Genomic DNA, 23,790 nt, shown 5'->3' on the forward strand with positions numbered 1-23,790 from the left:
CAATGACCGTTGCGCTCAAATCCCGGGTAAGAAAAAACCCGCCGAAGCGGGTTTTTGATTACAACAAGGCTTACTTGGCGCTAGTCGGGATTACCCCGTCGACGTGGCCCAGAACATCGTCTTTAGGCTCGTCGGCAATGCCGCGACCGCCAGACGCCAGCTCGGCTTGCAGCACATCGGTGTCCAGTTCCTTGACCCACTTGGCTACAACGATGGTGGCAACGGCGTTACCGACCAGGTTGGTCAGTGCGCGGGCTTCGGACATGAAACGGTCGATACCCAGGATCAGCGCCAGGCCGGCAACCGGCAGGTGGCCTACGGCGGACAGGGTTGCCGCCAGTACGATGAAGCCCGAACCGGTCACGCCCGCAGCGCCCTTGGAAGACAGCAGCAGCACCACCAGCAAGGTGATCTGGTGCGTGATGTCCATTTGGGTGTCGGTAGCCTGGGCAATGAACACGGCCGCCATGGTCAGGTAGATCGCAGTACCGTCGAGGTTGAACGAGTAGCCGGTCGGGATCACCAGGCCTACCACGGACTTCTGCGCACCCAAACGCTCCATCTTGATCAGCATGCGCGGCAGCACCGACTCCGAAGAGGAAGTACCCAGCACGATCAGCAGTTCTTCACGGATGTAGCGGATCAGTTTCAACACGCTGAAGCCGTGAGCGCGGGCGATACCGCCCAGCACGATCAGGATGAACAGCAGGCAGGTGATGTAGAAGCAGGCCATCAACTGACCCAGTTGCACCAGCGAGCCGACACCGTACGCACCGATGGTGAAGGCCATGGCACCGAAGGCACCGATTGGCGCGAGCTTCATGATCATGTTGATGATGTTGAACATCACGTGAGCGAAGCGATCGATGAAGTCCAGCAACGGCTTGCCGTAGGCACCCAGGCGATGCAGGGCGAAACCGAAGATCACTGAGAACATCAGCACTTGCAGAATGTCACCGGTGGCGAACGCACCGACGATGGTGGACGGGATCACGTTGAGGAGGAAGCCGACGACGCTTTGATCAGCACCGGCCGAGACATAGGCAGCCACTTTGGAGGCATCCAGCGTGGACACGTCGATGTGCATGCCGGCGCCCGGCTGCACGATGTTGACCACCACCAGGCCGACCAGCAAGGCGATGGTCGAAACGATTTCGAAGTACAGCAGTGCGTAACCGCCGGTCTTGCCGACCGACTTCATGTCCTGCATGCCAGCGATACCGCTGACGACGGTGCAGAAGATGATCGGCGCGATGATCATCTTGATCAGCTTGATAAACCCGTCACCCAGCGGTTTTACGGCCACACCGAGCTGTGGATAGTAGTGACCGAGTAAAATACCGATGACAATTGCAACGATCACCTGGAAATACAGGGATTTGTACAGTGGCTGACGAGTCGTCATTGCAAAGTTCCTCAAGAGTGCGCGGCGACAACATCCAACTGTTGCCCACCTCACCTCAATTGCGAACCCTCCTGCACTGGAGGGATTTGTTTTTTCGAGCTGCGCGACGGCAGGCATCTGCAGGTTCTATCGCAAGGCCCGTGCCACCTTGTACGAAAAGCCTGTAAGCCTTATGCCATCAAGGGCCGCAGGTTTTTCCATGTCACCGCTCAGTGTTTGCGCAGTGGCGGATTTCCGCCCACTCGTCTAATCACGCCCTGTAATCTGGCGGATATCCGCCTTGTTCATCCGTAGAAATCACAGCTACCATCCGTCGCTCAATGGACGGACTTGCCTGCTATGCGCGAACGCACCATCGCCAGTCATTTCGCCCGTGCCGCCCTCGGTGGCGCGCAACGGCGTGGCTACGATTACTCGAGACTGTTGCAGCAATTGGGGATCAGCCCCGAGTTGCTCGACGAGCCTCGGGCGCGCATCCCTCCAGAACAATTCACCCATCTGATCCAGGCGCTGTGGCTGGCACTGGACGATGAGTACCTGGGTTTCGGGCAAGGGGTCAGCAAGCCAGGCAGCTTTGCGATGATGTGTCATGCCGTGATCCATTGCCGCAATCTGGATAAGGCACTGCACCGCGGATTAATGTTTTATTGCCTATTCCCGGACGCCCCGCGTCTAACGCTGGCGCGCGAAGACGAAATGATTCGCCTGAGCCTGGACGATTCGCAGCTCTGGGACCCGGAACATTTCCTCACCGAGAGTCTATTGGTGATCTGGCATCGCTTCGCCAGCTGGTTGATCGGCCAGCGAATTCGACTGGAGCACGCCACGTTCAGCTACACGCGACCGGAACATGGCGCCGAATACGAGTTGCTGTTCTCGTGCCCGCTCGAGTTTTCGGCACAACAGAGCAGCCTGCTGTTTCACGGCCGCTACCTGAATATGCCGCTGCTGCAAGACGAACGCACGCTCAAGCAGTTCCTTGAACGCTCGCCTGCCGATCTGTTATCGCGCCCGGATGACGGCCACAGCCTGAGCAGCCAGTTGCGACGCTTGCTCAGTCGCGACCGCTCCCCCTGGCCGGACCTGGAGGCCGTGGCTGCGCACTTGCATATCAGCCCGCAAACGCTACGCCGGCATCTGCGTGAAGAAAACACCAGTTTTCAGGAACTGAAGGACCAACTACGCCGCGACATCGCCATTTATCACCTGGGCCGCAACGACTTGCCCTTGCAACAGATCGCCGAGCAATTGGGGTTTTCCGAGCCATCGGCGTTTCATCGGGCATTCAAGAAGTGGACCGGGCTGACGCCGGGGGCTTATCGGGCTCGGGAAAACTGAGTTCAAGATCACACCAGCGGAAAATGAATACGGAAGGCCGCGCCGCCCAGGGGCGAGTCGCCCAGGGTGAGTTTTGCGCTATAGCTTTCGATGATGTCCTTGACTACCGCCAGGCCAATACCCTGTCCTGGATGCTGGCGGTCCAGGCGTTCACCGCGCTGCAGGATCCGCGTGCGCTGATCGAGCGGGACGCCTGGACCATCGTCTTCTACGCATATCTCGATACCATTGAGGGTGCGCACGCTGATGCGCACTTCGCTCAGGCACAGTCGATAAGCGTTTTCCAGCAGATTGCCCAACATTTCCAGCAAGGCGCCCTGCTCGATAGGGACCAGACACTGCTCCGGCAAATCGAAGGTAACCTGCACCCGCTTGTCGCGATAGACCTTGTCCAGCGTATCGCAAAGGCTCTGCAATACGGGCTGCAGGCGTACCTTATGGCGCACCAGACCGCTTTTGCGCAGGCTGGCGCGTTGCAGTTGGTAACTGATCTGCTGGCTCATGCGCTCGATCTGGGTCTGCAGCACCCAGGCCTGATCCCGGTCCTCGGGGCGTTGCGCCATGCCTTCGCTGACACCCTGCAATACCGCCAATGGGGTTTTCAGGCTGTGAGCCAAGTCGTCGAGGGAATCGCGATAACGGCTACGCTGTTCGCGCTCGCTGTGCAGCAGGCGGTTGAGAGAGCCGGTCAGGCGCAGCAGTTCACGCGGGTGTTGTTCGCTCAGGCTTTCGCGGGTGCCGCTTTCGATCTCGTCCAGTTCCTGGCTCAGCCGGCGCAATGCCTGCAAACCCCAGGTCAAGCCGACCCACAGCAATGCCAAAAGCACCAGCAACGCCGCGCCGAAACCCAGGTACAGGTTGTCCCGCAGGCCGCCGAGCGTGGCATCGTATTCACGCGCCGGTTGCAACGCGACGAAGCTGAACGCCGCACTTTTGCCGCCGAGCAGTTTGACCTCGACGTCATAGACGAAGAATTCCCGGCCATTGTCCTGGCGAATCCTGGCGAATTCATTACCGCGGCCGTCGTAACGCGGCTTGTAATTGATGTTCTCGTCCAAGGTGTCTTTCGAGCGCCACACCAACTGGCCTTCGCGGTTATAGATGTAACCGAGCAAATTGCCATCGGCCAGGTTAAAGCGCTCATCGGGCAACTGTTCCGGCATCAGCAAGCGGTTGTTCTCGACCCGTGCGGCAGAGATCAACGTGGTGACGTCCGACGCCAGTCGCTGCTCGATGGCGTCCTGCAGCGCCAGGCTGAACGCTCCCTGCATCGCCGGCAGCAATGCCAGCATGAACAATACCGCCAGGATCGTGGCGGCGAGCATCAGGCGAACGCGAAGAGAACCGATCAAGTGCAACGCTCAGTGAATAGATAGCCCAGGCCACGCACCGTCTCAATAGGCTTGAAACCGGACGTACCTTCGAGTTTGCGACGCAGACGGCCGACCAGCACTTCGATCACGTTCGGATCGCGATCGTCATCGTCCGGATAAAGCTGCTCCATCAAACGGTCCTTGGGCACCACCTGCTGATGATGGCGCATCAAGTACTCTAGAATCCGGTATTCATACGCGGTCAATGCCAGTGGCTGCTCATCAAGGGACGCCTGCTTGCGATTGAGGTCCAGCAGCAGCGGCCCGGCAACGATCGTTGACTGGGTAAATCCGCTGGAGCGACGCAACAAGGCATTCAGCCGAGCCTCCAGTTCTTCAAACTGAAAGGGCTTGACCACATAGTCGTCGGCACCGGCGGCAAGGCCTTCCACCTTGTCCTGCCAGTTACCGCGTGCTGTGAGGATCAAGATTGGAAAGGTCTTGCCCTGCGAGCGCAACTGACGGATCAGATCCAGCCCGCCCATGCCCGGCAACCCAAGATCGATCACCGCCAGGTCGTGGTTGAATTGCTCTGTCTGATACAGCGCATCGACGGCGTTGGCCACGGACTCGACCACATGGCCGCTATCCGTCAGGCGGGTTTGCAGGTGATGACGCAACAACGCTTCATCCTCGACGACCAGCAGTTTCATGTCGCTCTCCCAGGCAAATCAAATACTCCAGAGGCACGATCGACGCACCTCCATGGCTGACTGGCCGTGCCGGATCAATCTCCTGGAATGATGCGGCACGTCGGTCACACACGCTTTTCAGAAAGCGTAGTTGGCTGAAAGGTAGGTCTGTGCGCTGCTGGTCAAGCTCAGCGAACCCTGTTTGCTACCACCTCGCTCGCTCATTTCGGTGCTGGCGTTGCTGCGCAGGTAACGGTACCCCAGTTCAACCGAAGTGTTTTGCGAAACCTGTTGCAGAATCCCTGCCTGTGCGCCAATGGCGTAACCGATGTTGCTGTCGCGACTGAAGCCTGGAGATTCCTGGGTCATTTTGGTCAACCCGCCCGAGGCGCCGCCGAACAGCTTGGTGCTAGCGCCCAATGGATGGAACAGATCGTAGCTGCCCAGCAGGTTTTCCTGACGCAGTTTAATGCCATTGTGCGAGCCCGATACGTTATCGTAAGTGGCGTAGTAGCGGCCTTGGCTGTTTTGCTGGCCCACACGCAAGCCCCAGGTGTTGTCCTTGCCAATCACGCCGTCGGCGTTCGGACGGTCGAGGTTATCGTTCAAGGCGTGGGACTTTTTGATCTTGTCGCTGGTCTGCCCATAAGTAAGGCTGGCGAAATTGTCGTTGGAGGCGATCGCTGCAGTGCTCGCGCCGAAAATGGTGAATGCCAGCAGCAGTTTTTTGAATCCAGTCATGGGTGAAACTCCTCGTGAGTTACTTGTTGTTTGGCTACGGAGCAAGATTACTCACGCCGCCCTGAACTCACCCTGAACACGCGCTTAACCTGAGCTGAACCATATCCACCTAAAAAAATCCTTGGCTGAACCGATAGTCCGCGGCGTGGCCATCGCGGGGGAGTCGAATCGCCTGCGATGCACGATAACGCTATCTGGCGCCAGGGCTACCCAGCATCAAGGCAACCCGGCAAAATGCCCGACATGAATTCCGTCCCCGCCCTGCCCGTCTGCTGCACGCCCCTCGATGCCCATTGGCCGCTGCCGTTGGTGGTGCCCGATGCAGTGCTGTTGAGTACCCACTTCGATACTTCGCGACTGCTCAGGGATGACTTCCAGCGCAGCGCCATCGAGGCGCCAGCGAGCATTCAGCGCTCGGTCGCCAAACGCCAGGCAGAATTTCTCGCCGGGCGGATCTGCGCCCGCGCAGCCCTGCATCAACTGGAAGGCCTGAACTTCAGCCCGGCCATCGGTGATGACCGGGCGCCTGTCTGGCCTGCGCACATCACCGGCTCGATCACCCACAGCACCGGTCGGGCCGCGGCGATCGTCGCGAAGAAAACCCATTGGCGCGGGTTGGGGATGGACATGGAAAACCTGCTCAATGCCGAACGTGCCGAACGCCTGGCCGGGGAAATCCTCACCCCGCCGGAACTGCAGCGCATGGCCGCTGGGCATCGCGATCAGCTGGCGTTGCTGGTCACCCTGACTTTTTCAGTGAAAGAGAGCCTGTTCAAGGCGCTCTACCCGATCGTCCGGCAACGTTTCTACTTTGAACACGCCGAGGTGCTGGAGTGGACCGAGTCAGGTGAGGTGCGGTTGCGGTTGCTGACTGACCTGTCCGGCGAATGGCGCAATGGCACCGAGCTGGATGCGCAGTTCGGGGTCAAGGATGGGCAGTTGTTGAGTCTGGTCAGTATCAAGGCCTGAGGATTTCTGCTGTCTGCCAGGATCTCACCGCTTCTCCTGACTCCTCGGCCAGCTCAAGCTGAAACACGCGCCGCCCAGGCTTTTGCTCTTGCCAATCAACGCCCGACCGTCGTGCCAATGGATGATCCGCCGCACGATCGACAATCCCAACCCATGGCCGCCCGAGGCCCGGGTCCGGCTGTCGTCGAGTCGCAGGAATGGCGTGAAAATTTTCTCCCAGGCCATTTCCGGTACGCCCGGTCCGTCATCTTCGACATCCACCCGACAACGTTGCTGCCCCACCTGATAACTGATGGTGACCCGCGATTGAGCGTGGCGCATGGCATTGCTCACCAGATTCTGCAGTGCCCGGTGCAGGTAGCGCGGCTCGGCCTCGACCCAGGCGTCGTCGCAGTCGGCGGCCGACAGGCACAATCCTCGCTGCACCGTGACGTCGGCGCGCAAGGGTGCCAGCTCCTCGATCACCTGATTGACCAAGGCATCCAGATCGATACGCTGAAAATTCAGGGCCGGCGAGCCTTGCTCCAACCGCGCGTAAGTCAGCATCTCGTCGACCAGGCGGTCGAGATCCTCGATATCGTTGTCCATGCCTTCGCAGTATTTTTCCAGGGCTTGCGGTGTCTTCGCCGAGCCGATCATTTCCAGGCCAAAGCGCAGGCGCGCCACCGGCGTGCGCAATTCGTGGGACACGGCACGCACCAGCTCTCGCTGAATGGCCAGCAGCTGTTGCAGGTGCTCGGCCATGCCGTTGAACGCCGACGCCAGTCGCCCCACCGAGTCCGCACCCCGCGTCGGCACACGGGTTTCCAGGCTGCCCTTGGCGATCCGCGTGGCCGCCGCTTCCAGCCCGCGCAAGCGGCGCTCCAGTTGCCGCACCAGCAGATAGACGATCAAGCCGATCAGGCTCAACCCCAGTGCGGCAATCAGCACCAGCCACTCCGGCGGATAAGGATTCATCTGGTACAACGGGCCGATTTCCAGCACCCACGGCGTGCCGACCATGCCGGCGAACACCCGGATCGAATCGCCCTCCTTGCCCAGCGCCATCACGGTGTCGCCCTCGGACACCCGACGGCTCTGGTCTTCGTCCATGTCGGCGTCTTCGACCGTGACCAGGCGCAAATCGAACCCAAAACCCTTGTCCTGTTTCAATTGCGCCAGGCGCACCGGTTGCTCGCCCACGGGGTAGCGCACCAACTCGTCCGCCAACAGGTAAATCGTCGCCCGGGCGAGTTGTTCGCTGATCTGCCGGACTTCACCGGTGAGCATCAACTGCTCCTTGTCGCTGACCAGTCGATAAACCCTGGCCGCATGCGGGCCGGTCTTCTCCACCAGGGCCTGGCCGCGCAAGACGCGGGTGCGCTGGGTAAGGTCGAGGTCGGTCTGGGCAAAGGTTTTCAGCGCCAGCGGAATGCCCAGCAGCCGCTCCCACACCAACAACGCCCGGTGGCGTTCGGTCTGGTTCATCGGTTGCAGGTTGTCGGCCATCAGCGAAAACGTGCCGTGGGCCAGTCGTTCGCGGTACTGCTCGCCGCGCACCTGATTGAGCAGGTGCAAGGCCAGCACACCGAGTACCGCCACCAGTATCAGCGCGGCACACATGCCGCCGTAAATACGCAGGAAGATCGAGTTCACAGGGTCGGGTCTACGCAGGCCTCGGGGACAAACAGGTAGCCTTTGCTGCGCACGGTCTTGATCAGTCGCGGATGGTCCGGGTCATCGCCGATCTTGGGGCGGATGCGCGAGATGCGCACGTCGATGGAGCGGTCCTGGCCGTCATAGCCAATGCCGCGCAACGCGGTGAAGATTTCTTCCCGGGACAGGATGCGCCCGGCGTTGGCAACCAGCAGCCAAAGCAAGTCGAACTCGGCGCTGGTCAGTTCGATGCCGTTGTCGTGCAGCCAGGCTTCGCGCAATGCATTGTCCACCACCAACGGGCCGAATTGCAGGCGGCGTTGTTTTTCCGGGGTCACCTCCGGCGTCTCACTGCGTCGCAGCAATGCCTGGATGCGCGCCAGCAGCAAGCGCGGGCGCACCGGCTTGCACACGTAGTCGTCGGCCCCCAGGTCCAGGCCGAGGATCTGGTCGGTGTCGTCGGTGCGTGCGGTGAGCATCAGGATCGGGCCGTCATAGCGGTCACGAACCTTGCGGCAAATGCTCAGGCCATCTTCGCCTGGCAGCATCAGATCGAGAATCACCAGGTCCGGTTGTTCCTTGATGATGCGGGCCGCAGCCAGCGCACCATTACCTTCGATCGATACCCGCAGGCCATTGGCTTGCAGGTAATCGCGCGTCAGTTCGGCCAGACGTTGATCGTCCTCCACAATCAATACCTGCCAGGCTTCTTGCTCCACGGGTGACCTCTACTTGCCAGAACGCTCATAAGGAAGGATCCGCCCGTCTTTTTGTAATGATAGGGGTGGATAAATTGCATACACGCTGACCGATTGTATAAACGTCGCCCACGCAGAACACAAGCTGGTAAACGCGTTCGGACAACCGGTTTTCTTGTGATAGGGTTCGCGCCCTTAAAAATTCGATCGAGCGATTTCGATCCTTGAAAATCGATGAATTAAAGTCGGCTCCAGCAGCATCGCGGCCTGCACGCCGATTCCTTCCATAACACACAATTTACGCACAGGTTTATCCACAGGTAGTACGTTGCAATCCCCCCCCAAAACGCATTATCTTGTAGCCCAGCGTAAAAAAAACCCTAGATGTAGGGTTTTTCGCAAAAAACCAAACACAAACCGGATACCAATTTCAAGCGCTTTTATTGCCTCTTTCCGGTTGAACCAAACGTAATTTCCAAAGCCCAAAACCGCGCGCGCGGATGGCTACTGTATTTCGGCCCATGGGGTGAAAAACGGTACGGGTGTTGCAGTCCCAACTGTCACCTCAAAGGACTCCGGTCTTACGCCCCAGGCGTGAGACCAAAGACTTCGGCATGGAAGCGGCGCCCAATAGCCCCCTTCCTACTGTCCCGAAGTTGTTATGCCCGGCGTTCGCCGGTTGTAGTGCTTCAGGACGGAACGGTGGGCACCGTGATGGTGCCCAATCAAACATAGAGAATGTGGAGACACCCCCCCCGATGCAAACCGACACAACTCGCGAGAACCCGCAGGGCACCTTGCCCCAGGCCGCTGATTCGAATTCGGATCTGTCCGCCACCGCGCCGGGCCAGCTGCGTGTGATCAAGCGTAACGGCACTGTCGTTCCTTACACCGATGACAAGATCACCGTCGCCATCACCAAAGCGTTTCTCGCAGTTGAGGGCGGCACCGCTGCCGCTTCGTCGCGAATCCACGACACCGTGGCCCGCCTGACCGAGCAGGTCACCGCCACCTTCAAGCGTCGCATGCCATCGGGCGGCACCATCCACATCGAAGAAATCCAGGACCAGGTCGAACTGGCCCTGATGCGTGCCGGCGAGCAGAAAGTGGCCCGCGACTACGTGATCTACCGTGACGGTCGTTCGAAAGAACGCGCCGCCCACGCTCCGGCCGAGGCAGCGGTCGACGCTCACCCGTCGATCCGTATCACCCGCGCCGACGGTAGCCTGGCGCCGCTGGACATGGGCCGCCTGAACACCATCGTCACCGAAGCGTGCGAAGGCCTGGAAGAAGTCGACGGCGACCTGATCCAGCGCGAAACCCTGAAGAACCTGTACGACGGCGTGGCCCTGACCGACGTCAACACCGCCCTGGTGATGACCGCCCGCACCCTGGTCGAGCGTGAGCCGAACTACTCGTTCGTCACCGCCCGCCTGCTAATGGACACCCTGCGTGCCGAAGGCCTGGGCTTCCTCGGCGTCGCCGAGAGCGCGACCCACCACGAGATGGTCGACCTGTACGCCAAGGCCCTGCCTGCCTACATCACCAAGGGTATCGAATTCGAATTGCTGAACCCGGTCCTGGCCGACTTCGACCTGGAAAAACTCGGCAAGGCAATCAACCACGAGCGCGACCAGCAATTCACCTACCTGGGCCTGCAAACCCTGTACGACCGTTACTTCATCCACAAGGATGGCGTGCGTTTCGAACTGCCGCAGATCTTCTTCATGCGCGTGGCCATGGGCCTGGCGATCGAAGAGAAGAACAAAGAAGACCGTGCGATCGAGTTCTACAACCTGTTGTCGTCCTTCGACTACATGTCCTCGACCCCGACCCTGTTCAACGCCGGTACCCTGCGTCCACAGCTGTCGAGCTGCTACCTGACCACCGTGCCGGATGACCTCTCGGGCATCTACCACGCGATCCACGACAACGCCATGCTGTCGAAATTCGCTGGCGGCCTGGGCAACGACTGGACCCCGGTTCGTGCGCTGGGTTCGTACATCAAGGGCACCAACGGCAAGTCCCAGGGCGTCGTGCCGTTCCTGAAAGTAGTGAACGACACCGCCGTCGCCGTTAACCAGGGTGGCAAGCGCAAAGGCGCGGTGTGTGCCTACCTGGAAACCTGGCACATGGACATCGAAGAGTTCATCGAGCTGCGCAAGAACACCGGTGATGATCGTCGTCGTACCCACGACATGAACACCGCCAACTGGATCCCTGACCTGTTCATGAAGCGTGTCTTCGATGACGGCAAGTGGACCCTGTTCTCGCCGTCCGAAGTACCGGACCTGCACGACCTGACCGGCAAGGCCTTCGAAGAGCGCTACGAGTACTACGAAGCCCTGACCGAGTACCCGGGCAAGGTCAAGCTGTTCAAGACCATCCAGGCCAAAGACCTGTGGCGCAAAATGCTGTCCATGCTGTTTGAAACCGGCCACCCATGGCTGACCTTCAAAGACCCGTGCAACCTGCGCAGCCCGCAGCAGCACGTCGGCGTGGTCCACAGCTCGAACCTGTGCACCGAGATCACCTTGAACACCAACAAGGACGAGATCGCCGTTTGCAACCTGGGCTCGATCAACCTGCCGAACCACATCGTGGGCGGCAAGCTGGACACCGCCAAGCTGGAACGCACCGTGAACACTGCCGTGCGCATGCTCGATAACGTGATCGACATCAACTACTACTCGGTGCCACAAGCGAAGAACTCCAACTTCAAGCACCGTCCGGTTGGCCTGGGCATCATGGGCTTCCAGGATGCTTTGTACCTGCAGCACATCCCTTACGGTTCCGACGCTGCCGTCGAGTTCGCCGACAAGTCGATGGAAGCGGTCAGCTACTACGCGATCCAGGCTTCCTGCGACCTGGCTGACGAGCGTGGCGCCTACGAGACGTTCCAGGGCTCGCTGTGGTCCAAGGGCATCCTGCCGCTGGATTCGCAACAGATCCTGATCGAAGCCCGTGGCCAGAAGTACATCGACGTCGACTTGAAGGAATCCCTGGATTGGGCACCGGTTCGCGCCCGTGTTCAGAAAGGTATCCGTAACTCGAACATCATGGCCATCGCACCGACCGCGACCATCGCCAACATCACTGGCGTATCGCAGTCGATCGAACCGACCTACCAGAACCTGTATGTGAAATCGAACCTGTCGGGCGAATTCACCGTGATCAACCCGTACCTGGTTCGCGACCTGAAGGCTCGCGGTCTGTGGGACTCGGTCATGATCAACGACCTGAAGTACTACGACGGTTCGGTGCAGCAGATCGAGCGCATCCCACAGGAACTCAAGGAGCTCTATGCGACCGCGTTCGAAGTGGACACCAAGTGGATCGTCGACGCGGCCAGCCGTCGTCAGAAGTGGATCGACCAGGCCCAGTCGCTGAACCTGTACATCGCCGGCGCTTCGGGCAAGAAGCTGGACGTGACCTACCGCATGGCCTGGTACCGTGGCCTGAAAACCACCTACTACCTCCGTGCCCTGGCCGCGACCAGCACCGAGAAGTCGACCATCAACACCGGTAAGCTGAACGCTGTTTCCAGCGGTGGCAACCATGGTGAAGATTCGGTCCTGGCAGCACCTGCCGGTCCAGCACCCGTGCCAAAGGCTTGTGCGATTGACGAGCCGGATTGCGAAGCTTGCCAATAAGCTGAGCCGGTAACAAAAAACCCCCGACAGGCCCCTGGCTTGTCGGGGGTTTTCTTTTGTCCATGAAAAAGATCGCAGCCTCGCTTCGCGGGACAGCTCCTACATTGAAATGCGCTCCCTGTAGGGGCTGTGTAACCGTCCGGCAATTCCACCTTTACGATCACTCTTGGGGTGTTGATTCTTGCGCTGGGACTGAGATTCATTGCACCTAAACCTGACATTTCATGCTGCCTGATCTATATTTTAGCCGTCTATCTGCCTCAGGCGACCTTCATGCTGACTGGCTTTAATCATCTCGCCCTCGCCGTATGCAGCTTGCCACGCAGCATCGCCTTTTATCAGGAATCGCTAGGTTTCAAATTGTCTGCGCGCTGGAAGGCTGGGGCATATCTTACCCTGGGTGATCTCTGGCTCTGTCTCTCTAGTGATAATGTGCGTGCGGAAGACATGCAGCGTAATTACACACACTATGCCTTTTCTATTGATCAAAAAAACTTCGCCGAATTCTCCCAACGTCTGCGTGAACTGAATATTCCGCTCTGGAAGCAAGACAAAAGTGAAGGTGATTCTCTCTACTTTCTTGATCCTGATGGACATCAACTGGAAGCTCATGTTGGTGATTTGAAATCACGACTGGCTACCTGCCGAAGTCATCCTTATAGCGAGATGGAGTTTTTTGACTAGCTGTGCTTCGCAAACGCTGCTGGGCGTTCGATATGTTTTCCAGGATGGAAGCGCATTGCTCAAGGTGCCGACCTCATGCTTGCTCAAGCGAGCATCCACTTGTGCGGCAGTAACTCTGTAATTTCATTCGCCCGCTGCGTCGGCAGACGCGTGAGATTACGGAGCTGCTGCCGCACAAATGGGCGTCCGTTTAACTATCCAGCCCGTGTTCGGCGGACGCCTGCGGAATTAGGTCAGTTCGTTGCGTAAGAGCGGTAATGCGGTTTGAGTGGCGACCGTCAAGAGCGTTGGCAACGTATCCAGAGAGAACCAGCCCATAGCTAAATGTTTATCAGGCTCGACCAGATAGGGTTCTCCTTCAAACCTCGACACCTTATAAACGGGCGCTGCGCAGCGAATGCACGCAGTTGGTCGAGGGTCATCTGATCGAGATTGGGCAAGGAAGTCATGCCTTGGATTTTACCAAAGCAGGTCGCTTGCGGCAGTAGGCCAAGGAGCTAATTACAACTTTTTAAAGCAGTGTGATTACACCGCCAGCCCCAACACGCTGCCAAGGTAGACCGAGCTCCAACGCTTGAAGTTGCTTGGCATCCAGCTCCATCTCGCAGCCTTGTCGAATGCCGGGCCAGTGAAACTTTCCTTGGTTCAATCGGCGAGCAGCCAGCCAGACGCCAATCCCATCATGCACCAGCACTATCATACGAGTGGCGCGGCGGTTGGCAAACAGATAAGCGCAGTGCGGCTTCGCCGCACCGAACACCGCGATCACCCTGGCCAGCGCAGTTTCAGTGCCGGCACGCATGTCCATGGGCTCGGTGGCGAGCCAGATGGCGTCGATGCGAATCATTGAGTGAGTCCCCGGACAAAGCGGGCGCAGCCTTCAGGATCGGAGGTTGGCCATTTCACCGTGATCGATTGCTCGCCAAGCGGCGGCTCAATAATCACCAACGTTTCCGCGTGCCGTTTGGGCGTAGCTCTCAACGGAACGAAAGCCGGCAACGCCACAGGCGGCTGGTCTCGGTAAAGCGGTAGCCACTTGCGGAAAACGTTGGCGTTGATGCCGTGGCTGATGGCAACACTGGATAGGGTTGCGCCCGGTTGCAGGCATTCCTGAACAACCTGGGCCTTGAACGGTTTCGGGTAAGAGCTTCCTGGCGCATGGAAATCCTGACGTTAAGGGCGATCGCGTCCGCTTAAAAATACGCGGACACCATCGCCCTTGATGCTGGAGTTCGGAAGGTGTGTGGCTGGATGCTTACGGAGCTGTCGAGCGAAGCGAGGCTGCGATCTTTTGATCTAAAAAAAAACCCCTCTTGCGAGGGGCTCCTTGTGCAGCGCTTTCAGCTAACCCGCATCAGGCCATTTGAATGATGGTCTGCATGATGGTGCTCTGGGTCGAGATGGTCTTGGCGTTCGCCTGGTAATTGCTCTGCCCCTTGATCAGATCGACCAGTTCATTGGTCACGTTGACGTTGGACTCTTCCAGGGAGTTGGAGCGGATCGAACCCAGCGAGCCGGTTTCCGGCGAATCGTAACCCGCGACGCCCGAGGCGTAGGTTTCTTTCCAGCTGGTACCGCCGACTGGCTGCAGACCTTGTTCGTTGGTGAAGCTGGCCAATGCCAACTGGCCAATCGGTTTGGTCTGGTAGTTGCTGAAGTTGGCCAACAGCACACCGCTGCCGTCGATGGTCAGGTTGGTGATCTGACCCGTGGCATAACCGTTCTGCACGGGAATGGACCGTGCGGTGTCGGCGTTGAACTGAGTCGTGTTACCCATGGCAATCGTCAGGCCTGCCGGATCGGCGGCTGCACCATTGGCCGTCCAGACGCCATCCTTGACTGTGCCCGGGGTCCAGTCGGTGATTTTCAGCTCATTACTGATCACCGGGGCAGGCGTTGGAATGGTCGGAGGCACGGTGGGTGGAACCGGCGTGCTGACCGACACCAACTTGCCCGATGTGTCGAAGGTCATGGTCGAAGCGATTGGCGGCGTCGCAGCGTCCGTCGGGTCGCTGCCGTCCGGATTGCGATCATCGATCAGGGTATAGGTATCCCAGGTGTTCGGCCCAGTCTTGACCATGTACTGATCCATGGTGTGCTGGTTGCCCTGAGTGTCGAAAACCGGAGTACTGAACTGCTTGGTGAAGGTTTCCGACTTGCTCGGGTCGAACTTGTTGGCCGCCACAGTCTGATCGATCACGGGAGCCGTAGCGTTCAGGTTGATCGTCGACGACACCGCGGTGGTGGATTTCGGCGCCAGGTTGGACGTGTCGATACGCAGGTCAGTCAATACGCCGTTGACAATCTTGCCATTGGCATCCACACCGTAGCCTTGCAGGCGCGAGGTACCATCGCTGTTGGTCACGAAGCCTTCCTTGTCGACCTTGAACGTACCGGCACGGGTGTAGGACAGCGAGCCGCTGTTGTTCAATACGAAGAAGCCTGAGCCATTGATGCCCATGTCCAGCACATTACCGGTGGCGCTGATATCGCCCTGGGTAAATTGTTGGGAAACGTTGGCCAGACGCACACCGCTGCCGACGACCTTGCTGCCCGTACCCAGTTTGGACGCCGAGTACACATCTTCGAATTCTGCGCGGGACGATTTGAAGCCGGTGGTCGCAACGTTGGCGATGTTGTTACCGGTGACGTCCAATTGTTTGTTGGCGGCATAGAGACCGCTAAGGCCGATGTTAAAAGACATATTCCACTCCTTTTGTGCCGCGTTAGTCGGCTCTATATACCAATGGTTTGCACTTTGGACAGGGCGACACTGCCGAGCCCGGCCAGGTTCAGCATCAACTCACCACCGGTCTGACTGATGGTCACGCTGTTGACCGTTGCCGGCAGGTTGGTGACCAGTGCCACGCCCTTGTCATCGATGGTGGTGTTCGCCGCAAAGGTATAAGTACCCGATTCGACGACCTTGCCAGCATCGTCCTTGCCATCCCAGGTGAAGCTGCTGGTGCCGGCTTGCTGATCGTCCAGGCTGATGGTGCGGACGGTCTTGCCATCCTTGTCGGTGATTTTCACCGCCACTTCAGCCACCGACTGCGGTATCACAACCGAACCGGTCATGCCCTTCGTGGTGTCGACCACGACCTTGTCGCCCGGCGCGATGACTGAACGCCCGACCAGTGCCGAAGCCTGCAACGCCTGGGACGAGTTGTAGTTGCCGGCGATGCCGGACACGGTCTCGTTGAGCGTGGTGATGCCTTCCAGGCTGCTGAACTGCGCCAGCTGCGCCACGAACTCGCTGTTGCCCTGAGGCTCCAGCGGGTTCTGGTTTTTCAGCTGGGTCACCAGCAATTGCAGGAACGCATCCTTGCCCAGGGCCTTTTTGCCCGTGGCACTACCCGCCGCCGATGCCAGGCTATCGGAGTTGGTATTGGTCTTGATCGAAGAGTTGGCCAGGATGTCGTTGAGGCTCAAACCACTGGTGGTATCGGTAACACTCATCTGAGTCGCCCCTTATCACTGACCGAGGGTCAGGACCTTCTGCATCATGGTCTTGGCGGTATTCATCATTTCGGCGTTGGTCTGGAACGAACGGCTCGCGGAAATCATGTCAGCCATTTCTTCCACCACGTTGACGTTCGGGTAGAAGACATAGCCCTTGGCATCGGCGGCCGGATGGTTCGGCTCGTAGCGTGCTTCAAGGTTGCTTTGGTCTTCGACCACGCCCAGTACCTGTACGCCTTGACCGGCCGCGTCCTGGTTCTGGAACAGCGAGTCGCTGCCACCGCCTTGGCCGCCCTGGAACATGGTGGCGAACACCGGGTGACGCGCACGGTAGGTCTGGTCGATGCTCGACGAGACAGTCTCGGCGTTGGCGATGTTCGAGGCCACGGTGTTCAAGCGCGTGGTCTGGGCACTCATGCCGCTACCGGCAATGTTGAAAACACTGGATAGAGACATGACTTACTCTCCGCGCAGGGCTGACACCAGCCCTTTGAATTTGCTGTTGAGCAGGGTGAAGCTGGCCTGGAAGTTGACGGAGTTTTCCGCGTAGTTCGACTGTTCCAGCTGGGCGTCCACGGTGTTCTGGTCGATCGACGGTTGCATCGGCGTGCGATACATCAGCGACTCATCGCCATTGCCCAAGCCTTGGGCTTCGATATGACGACTGTTGGTCTTGTTCAGGGCGAAGGTGCCGTTGCTGGCTTTATCGTTCTGCGCCTCGAGCACTTTCGAGAACTCCAGGTCCCGAGCCTTGTAGTTCGGGGTGTCGGCGTTGGCAATGTTATTGGCCAGGACTTCGGCACGCTGAGCGCGGAAGCCCAGCGCCTTTTCGTGAATACCGAGCGCTTTATCGAAGCTGATGCTCATGTCGGGAAACCTTCGGCTGACCTGATTTTTCGTAGGATGGACATAGCAAGCGTCATGCCAATTCACAAAACCCCATAAACCGGGGCTTTGCGGGCACCGGCCCATGCGGCAACGACAGAAAAGCGGCAACCGGTTTCCGCTGGATGCCGCTTTTCTGCCGCATCTCAACCTCAACACCGATCAACTGTAGGAGCATGGCTTGCCCGCGATGGCGGTGTGTCAGTCAATAATGATGTTTTCTGACACACCGCCATCGCGGGCAAGCCATGCTCCTACAGGTAGCGGCGACGGCGAATAGTTATCAGGCATAAAAAAACGGGAGCCCCTGAGGACTCCCGTTTTTTAAAGCGTTAACGAATCACTTCGCCTGGTAAATAATCCCCGGGCTGCACTGGACCATCTGGTAATGATCCGGCAATCCGTTCAGCGCTTCGGAAGCACCGAGAAACAGATAACCTCCCGGCTTCAACGTGCTGTGAATGCGCAACAGGATGTCCTTCTTCACTTCGGCGGAGAAGTAGATCAACACGTTGCGACAGAACACGATGTCGAACTTGCCAAGGCTGGCGTAGCTGTCCAGCAGGTTGAACGAGCGAAACTCGACCCGGCTCTTGATAGGCGCCTTGATCGCCCAGCGCCCCGGCCCCTTAGGGTCGAAATACCGCTGCAGCCGCTCGGGAGACAGGCCGCGACCGATGGCCAGGCTGTCGTACTCGCCACTCTTGCAGTTGTTCAGCATGGTGCCGGACAGGTCGGTGGCCACAATCTGCACGCCCATTCTCAACTGCCCGGCATTGAACCGCTCGAACTCGTCGATGGACATCGACAGCGAATACGGTTCCTGACCCGACGAGCACGCCGCCGACCAGATCCGCAGACGCTGGCCGGGACTGGCCTTGATCGCTTCGGGCAGCACCTTGTTCTTCAAGACTTCAAACGGATAGGTATCACGAAACCACAGGGTTTCGTTGGTCGTCATCGCATCCACGACCATCTCGCGCAACCCGCTGCGCGGCTGGGTCTGAATGCGCTGGACCAGCTCACCCAGGGACTTGATACCCTGCTGCTCCATCAGTTTGTTGAGACGGCTGGAGACCAGATACTGCTTGTTTTCACCGAGCAAAATGCCACAGGCTTTTTCCAGGAACACCCGGAACTGTTCGAAATCCAAATTACCCGTAGACAATGCTGCCGCCTCTAAAATCGTGTTGACTGCCGGGGGCCGAACGCCCCTAGCTGATGTCTGCTGCTTTGATCCGGTCGACTACCCGGGATGCCAGGTCATCAGGACGGAATTTGGCCAGGAAGTCATCGGCACCGACCTTCCTGACCATCGCCTGATTGAACACACCCGACAACGAAGTATGCAGGATGATATGAAGCTTTTGCATGCGAGGGTCGTTGCGGATCTCGGCCGTGAGGGTGTACCCGTCCATTTCCGGCATCTCGATGTCGGAAATCATCATCAGGAACTCCTCCTCCGGCTTCTTGCCCTCGTCGACCAGTTTGCGCAGGTAATCCAGCGCTTGCCGACCGTCGTTCAACGCCACCACTTCAACACCGACCGTTTGCAGGCAACGGGTGACCTGTTTGCGCGCCACCGACGAGTCATCGACCGTCAGCACGCGCAAGGAGAGCGCCTTGTGCTGGGTCTCGACATCCACCACGCCGGCGGAAATCGCTTCCGGGGTCGGAGCCACTTCCGCCAATACCTTCTCGACGTCGATGATTTCCACTAACTGGTTGTCGACCCGGGTCACAGCCGTCAGGTAGTGATCACGTCCCGTGCCCTTGGGTGGCGGATGAATCTCCTCCCAGTTCATGTTGACGATGCGTTCCACCGAGCGCACCAGGAATCCCTGGGTCTTGGTGTTGTACTCCGTGATGATCACGAAGGGGTTGTTCTTGTCCTTCAAGCCACCGGAACCGGTCGCCATCGCCAGATCAAGGATCGGAATGGTCGCCCCCCGGATATTCGCCACGCCACACACAACAGGACTGGACTTGGGCATCAACGTCAGTTTGGGGCACTGCAGCACCTCCCGCACCTTGAACACGTTGATCCCATACAGCTGCTGGCCGTCGAGACGGAACAACAGCAGCTCAAGGCGATTCTGCCCCACCAGTTGCGTGCGCTGGTTTACCGAATCCATTACACCAGCCATGCCTGACTCCTACGCCAACGCTAAGTGTTGTTGCGACGCGCCTTCATCACTAAACGGCACGGCGCTTGCTTTTTATCTGTTATGAACACAGAACCGACATTATTCCGACGCCTGACCACCCCCTGCCGCCAATGGCTCGGGGTGTTGTCGGCTGTTTGCCTGTTCAACGCTGGCAGCCCTGCCCTTGCTGACGCCGTTACCTTGCCTGACATGCTTATCGGCGTCACCCAGGGCTTTCTTGAATTCACCGTAGAGGACTATCTGGCGACCAGTCAAACCCAGGGTCGCTATGAAATCCAGGTGAACCCGCTCGATCCGCGCCTGCGCATGCCGATGTGCGACAAGGAATTGACAGCCACGCTGGAGAGTCCGGCCAAGCCTTTGGGTCGCGTAACGGTCAAGGTTCGCTGTGAGGGAACATCCCCCTGGACAGTCTTCGTGCCCGCTCAAGTACGCCTGTTTCGCGAGGTCGTCACCACCACCCGGCCACTGCGTCGCGCCGGTATTGTCGAATCGCAGGACGTCATGCTTCGTGAGCGCGATATCAGTCTGCTCAACCAGGGTTACCTGACAGCCGTGGACCAGGCCATCGGGCAACGACTTACCCGACCAATGGTCAATGATCAGGTCATCAGCCTGGTGCACATCGAACAGGCGGAAGTCATACGAAAGGGCGACCAGGTGGTGATTACCGCCCGCAGTGGTACGCTCAGCGTGCGAATGCCCGGCGAGGCATTGGCCAGTGGCGGCCTGAGCGAACAGATTCGAGTCAAGAATCTCAATTCCAAACGAGTCATCAAGGCGCAGGTCATCGCGCCGGGCCAGGTGGAAGTGTCCATGTAGGGCTTACTGCGGGTGAAGATGTGGCGCCGACCTCGGAGGTTCCCTAAACTGTGTGCCAGGCACGGCAAGCGCTGGCGCGCGCAAGCTCATTTGATAAATGAGCCTAAAGTTTTTCAGGGAATGGCCGAAAACATGGCAAGCGTCCAAATTCCCAGAGGTTTTTTACCATGGTCATCGATTTCAGCCGTTTCAACAGCTCCCCGTCACTTACGGGCAGTACACGTACCAGCGCCGCCAGGGAAACTGCCGAAACCGGCAAGCCTGCCGAGCTGAACTCCCCGGCCGAACAGGCCAGTACCGTCAAAAGCGGGGAATCGGTACATCTGAGCAATGAGGCGCAACAGTTGCAGAAGATCACCGATACGCTGCGCGATCAGCCTGTCGTCGACAAATCCCGCGTGGCTGAGTTGAAAGCAGCCATCGCCGATGGCAGCTATAAAGTCGACAGCAACCGTGTAGCCAGCAAACTGCTCAACTTCGAAGCCCAGCGCTAGGCCTCGGCCAGCGCCAGGCTTTTGGACGCTTAAACCCCAAGGCCAGCCATGCACGACACTACTTTACTGCAACTGATCACCGACGACTTTGCTCCAGCGCAACGCTTGCTGGAGATACTGCGCACCGAATCCCTCGCCTTGCATGGCCGCGACATGCAGTTGCTGGAAGAGATTCTGGCGCAGAAGCAGGCAATGATCATCGAGCTCGATCAGCATGGCCGCAAACGCAGTGAGATTCTCGTCAGCCTCAACCTGCCAGCCAACCGCGCCGGTCTGGAGCAATTGGCCAGCCAATCGAGCGTTGGCCAAGCGCTGCTGGCGCAAAGTGATGTACTGACCGACCTTCTGGCTCAGTGCCACGCCGCCAATGCCAACAATGGACAGTCGATCCAGGCTCAGCAGGCTGCCACGGCTACCCAGCTGAGAATCCTTACCGGCGGTGAACCGCCCGCGCTCTATGACGCCAGCGGATCATTCTCCAGGCTTGTGAAACCACGCACGCTCAGTCAGGCTTGAGCCTGTCGATAAGCACGCTCTATCAAGACGCGAAACATGCTGGCAAAATGCCACTTGCCGTAGTCAACATTTGTCTGGAGATTGATTAACCGTGTCCAATGCCTTAAACGCGGAAGATGCGCCGCAGCCACCCAAGGTGCTCAGCACGCCCCTGGAAATCTCCGGCAATTTGCGCCAGCTGCTAGACAGCCATGACCCGCTGATCATCACGTTCCACGAGCGCAGCCAGCGCTTCCAGAGTTATCTGGTGGACCTTGACCGTGAAGGCAACATGATTGCCCTGGACGAAATGATTCCCCGCGATGGTGAACGTTTCCTGCTGGCCGGCGAACCCTTCAAGGTCGAAGGTTTTCATGAAGGCGTGCGCATCGCGTGGGAAAGCAATGGCCCGCTAACCATCGACGAATCCAACGGCAGCCGTTGCTACCGTGGCACCCTGCCTGACCAAGTCGTCTACCACCAGCGCCGCAATGCGTTCCGTGCCGCCTTGAAATTGGCCCAACTGGTCAACGTCAATCTGGACGGTGAAAAGCTCAAGGCATCGATCAGTGGCAAGCTGCTGGACATTTCCGCCACTGGCTGCAAGTTGCGCTTCGCAGGCGACATCACCGGCAGTCTGCAACTGGGTCAGGTTTACGACCGTTTCAGCGCCGATCTGCCTTTCGGCAAAATGACGGCGCCAGTCGAACTGCGCTACCTGCACTTCGAAGAAAAGATCTCCACCACCTTCGCCGGCGTTCGCTTCCACAACATGAGCGGGCTGGTGCAGCGTCAGGTCGAACGGTTCGTCTACCAACTGCAACGCGAAGCGCGGCGCTTCGACAAAGACGACTTCTGAGACAACGTTTCAAGCAAAAACGGGCAGCCCCTTGTGGTGACTGCCCGTTTTTTTTGCCTGAATGTCAGGGCCTGGCTTCGGTAAAACTCTGCTCCCTGCCCGAATCCGGTTCTTGCGGGGGATGATCGGTTTCCGGTTCCGGACTCGGCTCGGGAGCAATCGGATTTTGCATCTGATCCTGCACCACCTGCTCATCCACCCGCGGATCGAGAGCCGCCACCAGGGGCGAACTCGACATACTGTCCGGCATGGCGACGTGATGCAGCGGCGCGTCGTCCACCTGATGCAGGTTAGTCACCGCTTTCGGACGAATTCGCCACACCAGCACCAAAGCAAAGAAACTGAAGAACGCGTAGAGCATCTGGCTGCCGAACAACTTCATCAGCACACCCGCCACCAGCGGCCCGATGCTGGCACCAACGCCGTAGGTCACCAGCAACATCGCCGTCAGCGATACCCGTCGATCGCCCTCGACATGGTCATTGGAGAAGGCCACTGCCAACGGATACAGGCAGAACTGGACCAACGAGCAGAGGAACCCGGCAATAAACAGGACTTCCAGGGGCACCCGCTCCATGATCGCCAGCGGCAAGGCAGCCAACGCCAGGCTGAACGCAAAACATCGAATCAACAGCGCCCGGTCATAGCGATCGGACAACCATCCCAACGGCCACTGCACCAGCAATCCGGCAAAAATGCAGCTACCCATGAACAGGCCGACCTGCTCCGTGGACAACCCTTGCTGGGAGGCGTACAGCGGCGCCAGACCGTAGAACGAACCGACGATCAGCCCTGCCCCCAGAACGGTACTCAATGACTGCGGCACGCGCTTGATAAAGAACCGAGGCTCCATCGGCGCGGGATGCAAAGGTGCCGGGTGAATCCGTCTAGTCAGGGCCACCGGCACCAGGCAAAGCGCGAAACAGAGGGCCACCAGCATCAGCAGTTCCAGCCCCAGCCCCGGGTGCATGACCAGAATCAACTGACCCAGCACCAACCCCAGGTAGGAGGCGATCATGTATCCACTGAACACCAGCCCGCGCTGCTTGGCATCGGCCTGCTCATTCAGCCAGCTCTCAATGACCATGTACTGGCACATCATGCCAAGACCGACGATCACCCGCAGGAACAACCAGGCAGGCAACCAGTTCACCAGGCCATGGCCCAGCACCGCCGCGCCGACGATCCCGGCACAGGCCGAGTAGGCTCGAATATGCCCGACCCGAGCAATCAACCGATGGCCGATCTTGCCGCCCAGCACCAGGCCGAAATAGTTGGCAGCCATCAACGCACCGACCCACAGGCTATCGACGTGATCGGCAGCCAGGCGCAACGCCAGGTAAGTACTCAACAGACCTGAGCCGATCAGCATCATCAGCGAAGCGAAATAAAGCGCTCGAAAGGATTTCCAGATTTGGCGCAACGAGCGGCTCCTTGCAGTGAGTGACGGGCTATTCAAACGATAGCCCGGTGTCGA

22 protein-coding genes and 1 pseudogene are annotated in these 23,790 nt (G+C 58.7%); 8 read left to right on the forward strand and 15 right to left on the reverse strand.

The features are described from left to right. Positions 1-70 precede the first annotated feature (70 nt). Complete coding sequence (locus ACA058_RS24375; protein ID WP_497636260.1) at positions 71-1,405, reverse strand: dicarboxylate/amino acid:cation symporter; 1,335 nt, start codon at positions 1,403-1,405, stop codon at positions 71-73. Positions 1,406-1,744: 339 nt separating this feature from the next. On the opposite strand from ACA058_RS24375, the gene ACA058_RS24380 reads away from it, so the two are divergent. Further along, entirely contained in the window at positions 1,745-2,743 is a 999-nt protein-coding gene (locus ACA058_RS24380) for an AraC family transcriptional regulator (protein ID WP_497636261.1), read from the forward strand. 8 nt (positions 2,744-2,751) lie between these two features. Here ACA058_RS24380 and ACA058_RS24385 read toward each other — a convergent pair whose 3' ends face one another. The 3 genes from ACA058_RS24385 to ACA058_RS24395 all read right to left on the reverse strand — a co-directional run bounded on the left by ACA058_RS24385 (position 2,752) and on the right by ACA058_RS24395 (position 5,489). Beyond that, positions 2,752-4,095, reverse strand: coding sequence for an ATP-binding protein (locus ACA058_RS24385; RefSeq protein ID WP_497636262.1), 1,344 nt, complete (start codon positions 4,093-4,095; stop codon positions 2,752-2,754). Beyond that, positions 4,092-4,769 (reverse strand): response regulator, encoded by a 678-nt coding sequence (locus ACA058_RS24390; RefSeq protein WP_497636263.1) that lies wholly within the window; start codon positions 4,767-4,769, stop codon positions 4,092-4,094. The genes ACA058_RS24385 and ACA058_RS24390 overlap by 4 nt, the downstream gene beginning before the upstream one ends. Positions 4,770-4,886: 117 nt before the next feature. Further along, the gene (locus ACA058_RS24395) at positions 4,887-5,489 is read right to left on the reverse strand and encodes a hypothetical protein (RefSeq protein WP_497636264.1); all 603 of its coding nucleotides are present in this window, start codon (positions 5,487-5,489) and stop codon (positions 4,887-4,889) included. A gap of 243 nt (positions 5,490-5,732) precedes the next feature. Here ACA058_RS24395 and ACA058_RS24400 point away from each other — a divergent pair, with 243 nt between their 5' ends. Then, positions 5,733-6,458, forward strand: coding sequence for a 4'-phosphopantetheinyl transferase family protein (locus ACA058_RS24400; protein WP_497636265.1), 726 nt, complete (start codon positions 5,733-5,735; stop codon positions 6,456-6,458). Between the two features lie 24 nt (positions 6,459-6,482). Here ACA058_RS24400 and ACA058_RS24405 read toward each other — a convergent pair whose 3' ends face one another. Next, entirely contained in the window at positions 6,483-8,093 is a 1,611-nt protein-coding gene (locus ACA058_RS24405; protein WP_497636266.1) for an ATP-binding protein, read from the reverse strand. Beyond that, a complete protein-coding gene (locus ACA058_RS24410; protein WP_008054783.1) occupies positions 8,090-8,812 on the reverse strand; it encodes a winged helix-turn-helix domain-containing protein in 723 nt (240 codons plus the stop codon). The genes ACA058_RS24405 and ACA058_RS24410 overlap by 4 nt, the downstream gene beginning before the upstream one ends. 737 nt (positions 8,813-9,549) lie before the next feature. Here ACA058_RS24410 and ACA058_RS24415 point away from each other — a divergent pair. Both ACA058_RS24415 and fosZ read left to right on the forward strand, forming a co-directional pair. Further along, a complete protein-coding gene (locus ACA058_RS24415; protein WP_497636267.1) occupies positions 9,550-12,444 on the forward strand; it encodes a ribonucleoside-diphosphate reductase subunit alpha in 2,895 nt (964 codons plus the stop codon). Between the two features lie 273 nt (positions 12,445-12,717). Then, entirely contained in the window at positions 12,718-13,128 is a 411-nt protein-coding gene (fosZ, locus tag ACA058_RS24420; RefSeq protein WP_497639993.1) for a fosfomycin resistance glutathione transferase FosZ, read from the forward strand. 511 nt (positions 13,129-13,639) lie between these two features. Here fosZ and tnpB read toward each other — a convergent pair. The 8 genes and pseudogenes from tnpB to ACA058_RS24460 form a co-directional block, all read right to left on the reverse strand. Next, positions 13,640-13,975, reverse strand: coding sequence for an IS66 family insertion sequence element accessory protein TnpB (gene tnpB / locus ACA058_RS24425; RefSeq protein ID WP_497636268.1), 336 nt, complete (start codon positions 13,973-13,975; stop codon positions 13,640-13,642). Next, positions 13,972-14,262: pseudogene (locus tag ACA058_RS24430) on the reverse strand (transposase); the annotation flags it as partial. The gene tnpB and the pseudogene ACA058_RS24430, both read right to left, overlap by 4 nt. Before the next feature lie 220 nt (positions 14,263-14,482). Further along, positions 14,483-15,832, reverse strand: a complete 1,350-nt coding sequence (gene flgE / locus ACA058_RS24435) for a flagellar hook protein FlgE (RefSeq protein WP_497636269.1) — start codon at positions 15,830-15,832, stop codon at positions 14,483-14,485. A 32-nt stretch (positions 15,833-15,864) separates the two neighbouring features. Further along, positions 15,865-16,587 (reverse strand): flagellar hook assembly protein FlgD, encoded by a 723-nt coding sequence (gene flgD, locus ACA058_RS24440; RefSeq protein WP_497636270.1) that lies wholly within the window; start codon positions 16,585-16,587, stop codon positions 15,865-15,867. Between the two features lie 15 nt (positions 16,588-16,602). Beyond that, the gene (flgC, locus tag ACA058_RS24445) at positions 16,603-17,046 is read right to left on the reverse strand and encodes a flagellar basal body rod protein FlgC (protein WP_497636271.1); all 444 of its coding nucleotides are present in this window, start codon (positions 17,044-17,046) and stop codon (positions 16,603-16,605) included. A 3-nt stretch (positions 17,047-17,049) separates the two neighbouring features. Next, positions 17,050-17,457: a flagellar basal body rod protein FlgB gene (flgB, locus tag ACA058_RS24450; protein ID WP_497636272.1), complete on the reverse strand. Its 408-nt coding sequence runs from the start codon at positions 17,455-17,457 to the stop codon at positions 17,050-17,052. A gap of 358 nt (positions 17,458-17,815) precedes the next feature. Next, positions 17,816-18,643, reverse strand: coding sequence for a protein-glutamate O-methyltransferase CheR (cheR, locus tag ACA058_RS24455; protein ID WP_497636273.1), 828 nt, complete (start codon positions 18,641-18,643; stop codon positions 17,816-17,818). A gap of 46 nt (positions 18,644-18,689) precedes the next feature. Further along, positions 18,690-19,622 carry a chemotaxis protein CheV gene (locus ACA058_RS24460; protein WP_497636274.1) on the reverse strand — a complete coding sequence of 311 codons (933 nt, stop codon included), beginning with the start codon at positions 19,620-19,622 and terminating at the stop codon, positions 18,690-18,692. Between the two features lie 81 nt (positions 19,623-19,703). On the opposite strand from ACA058_RS24460, the gene flgA reads away from it, so the two are divergent. From flgA to ACA058_RS24480, 4 genes are all read left to right on the forward strand, one after another. Further along, positions 19,704-20,465, forward strand: coding sequence for a flagellar basal body P-ring formation chaperone FlgA (gene flgA, locus ACA058_RS24465; RefSeq protein WP_497636276.1), 762 nt, complete (start codon positions 19,704-19,706; stop codon positions 20,463-20,465). A gap of 167 nt (positions 20,466-20,632) precedes the next feature. Next, entirely contained in the window at positions 20,633-20,959 is a 327-nt protein-coding gene (gene flgM, locus ACA058_RS24470; RefSeq protein WP_497636277.1) for a flagellar biosynthesis anti-sigma factor FlgM, read from the forward strand. 48 nt (positions 20,960-21,007) lie between these two features. After that, positions 21,008-21,475, forward strand: a complete 468-nt coding sequence (locus tag ACA058_RS24475) for a flagella synthesis protein FlgN (RefSeq protein WP_497636278.1) — start codon at positions 21,008-21,010, stop codon at positions 21,473-21,475. Positions 21,476-21,566: 91 nt separating this feature from the next. Continuing rightward, positions 21,567-22,313, forward strand: a complete 747-nt coding sequence (locus ACA058_RS24480) for a flagellar brake protein (protein WP_497636279.1) — start codon at positions 21,567-21,569, stop codon at positions 22,311-22,313. Between the two features lie 64 nt (positions 22,314-22,377). On the opposite strand, the gene ACA058_RS24485 is transcribed toward ACA058_RS24480, so the two are convergent. Further along, the gene (locus ACA058_RS24485; protein WP_497636280.1) at positions 22,378-23,736 is read right to left on the reverse strand and encodes an MFS transporter; all 1,359 of its coding nucleotides are present in this window, start codon (positions 23,734-23,736) and stop codon (positions 22,378-22,380) included. Positions 23,737-23,790: the final 54 nt, after the last annotated feature.

The organism is Pseudomonas sp. LBUM1649 (assembly GCF_059716155.1).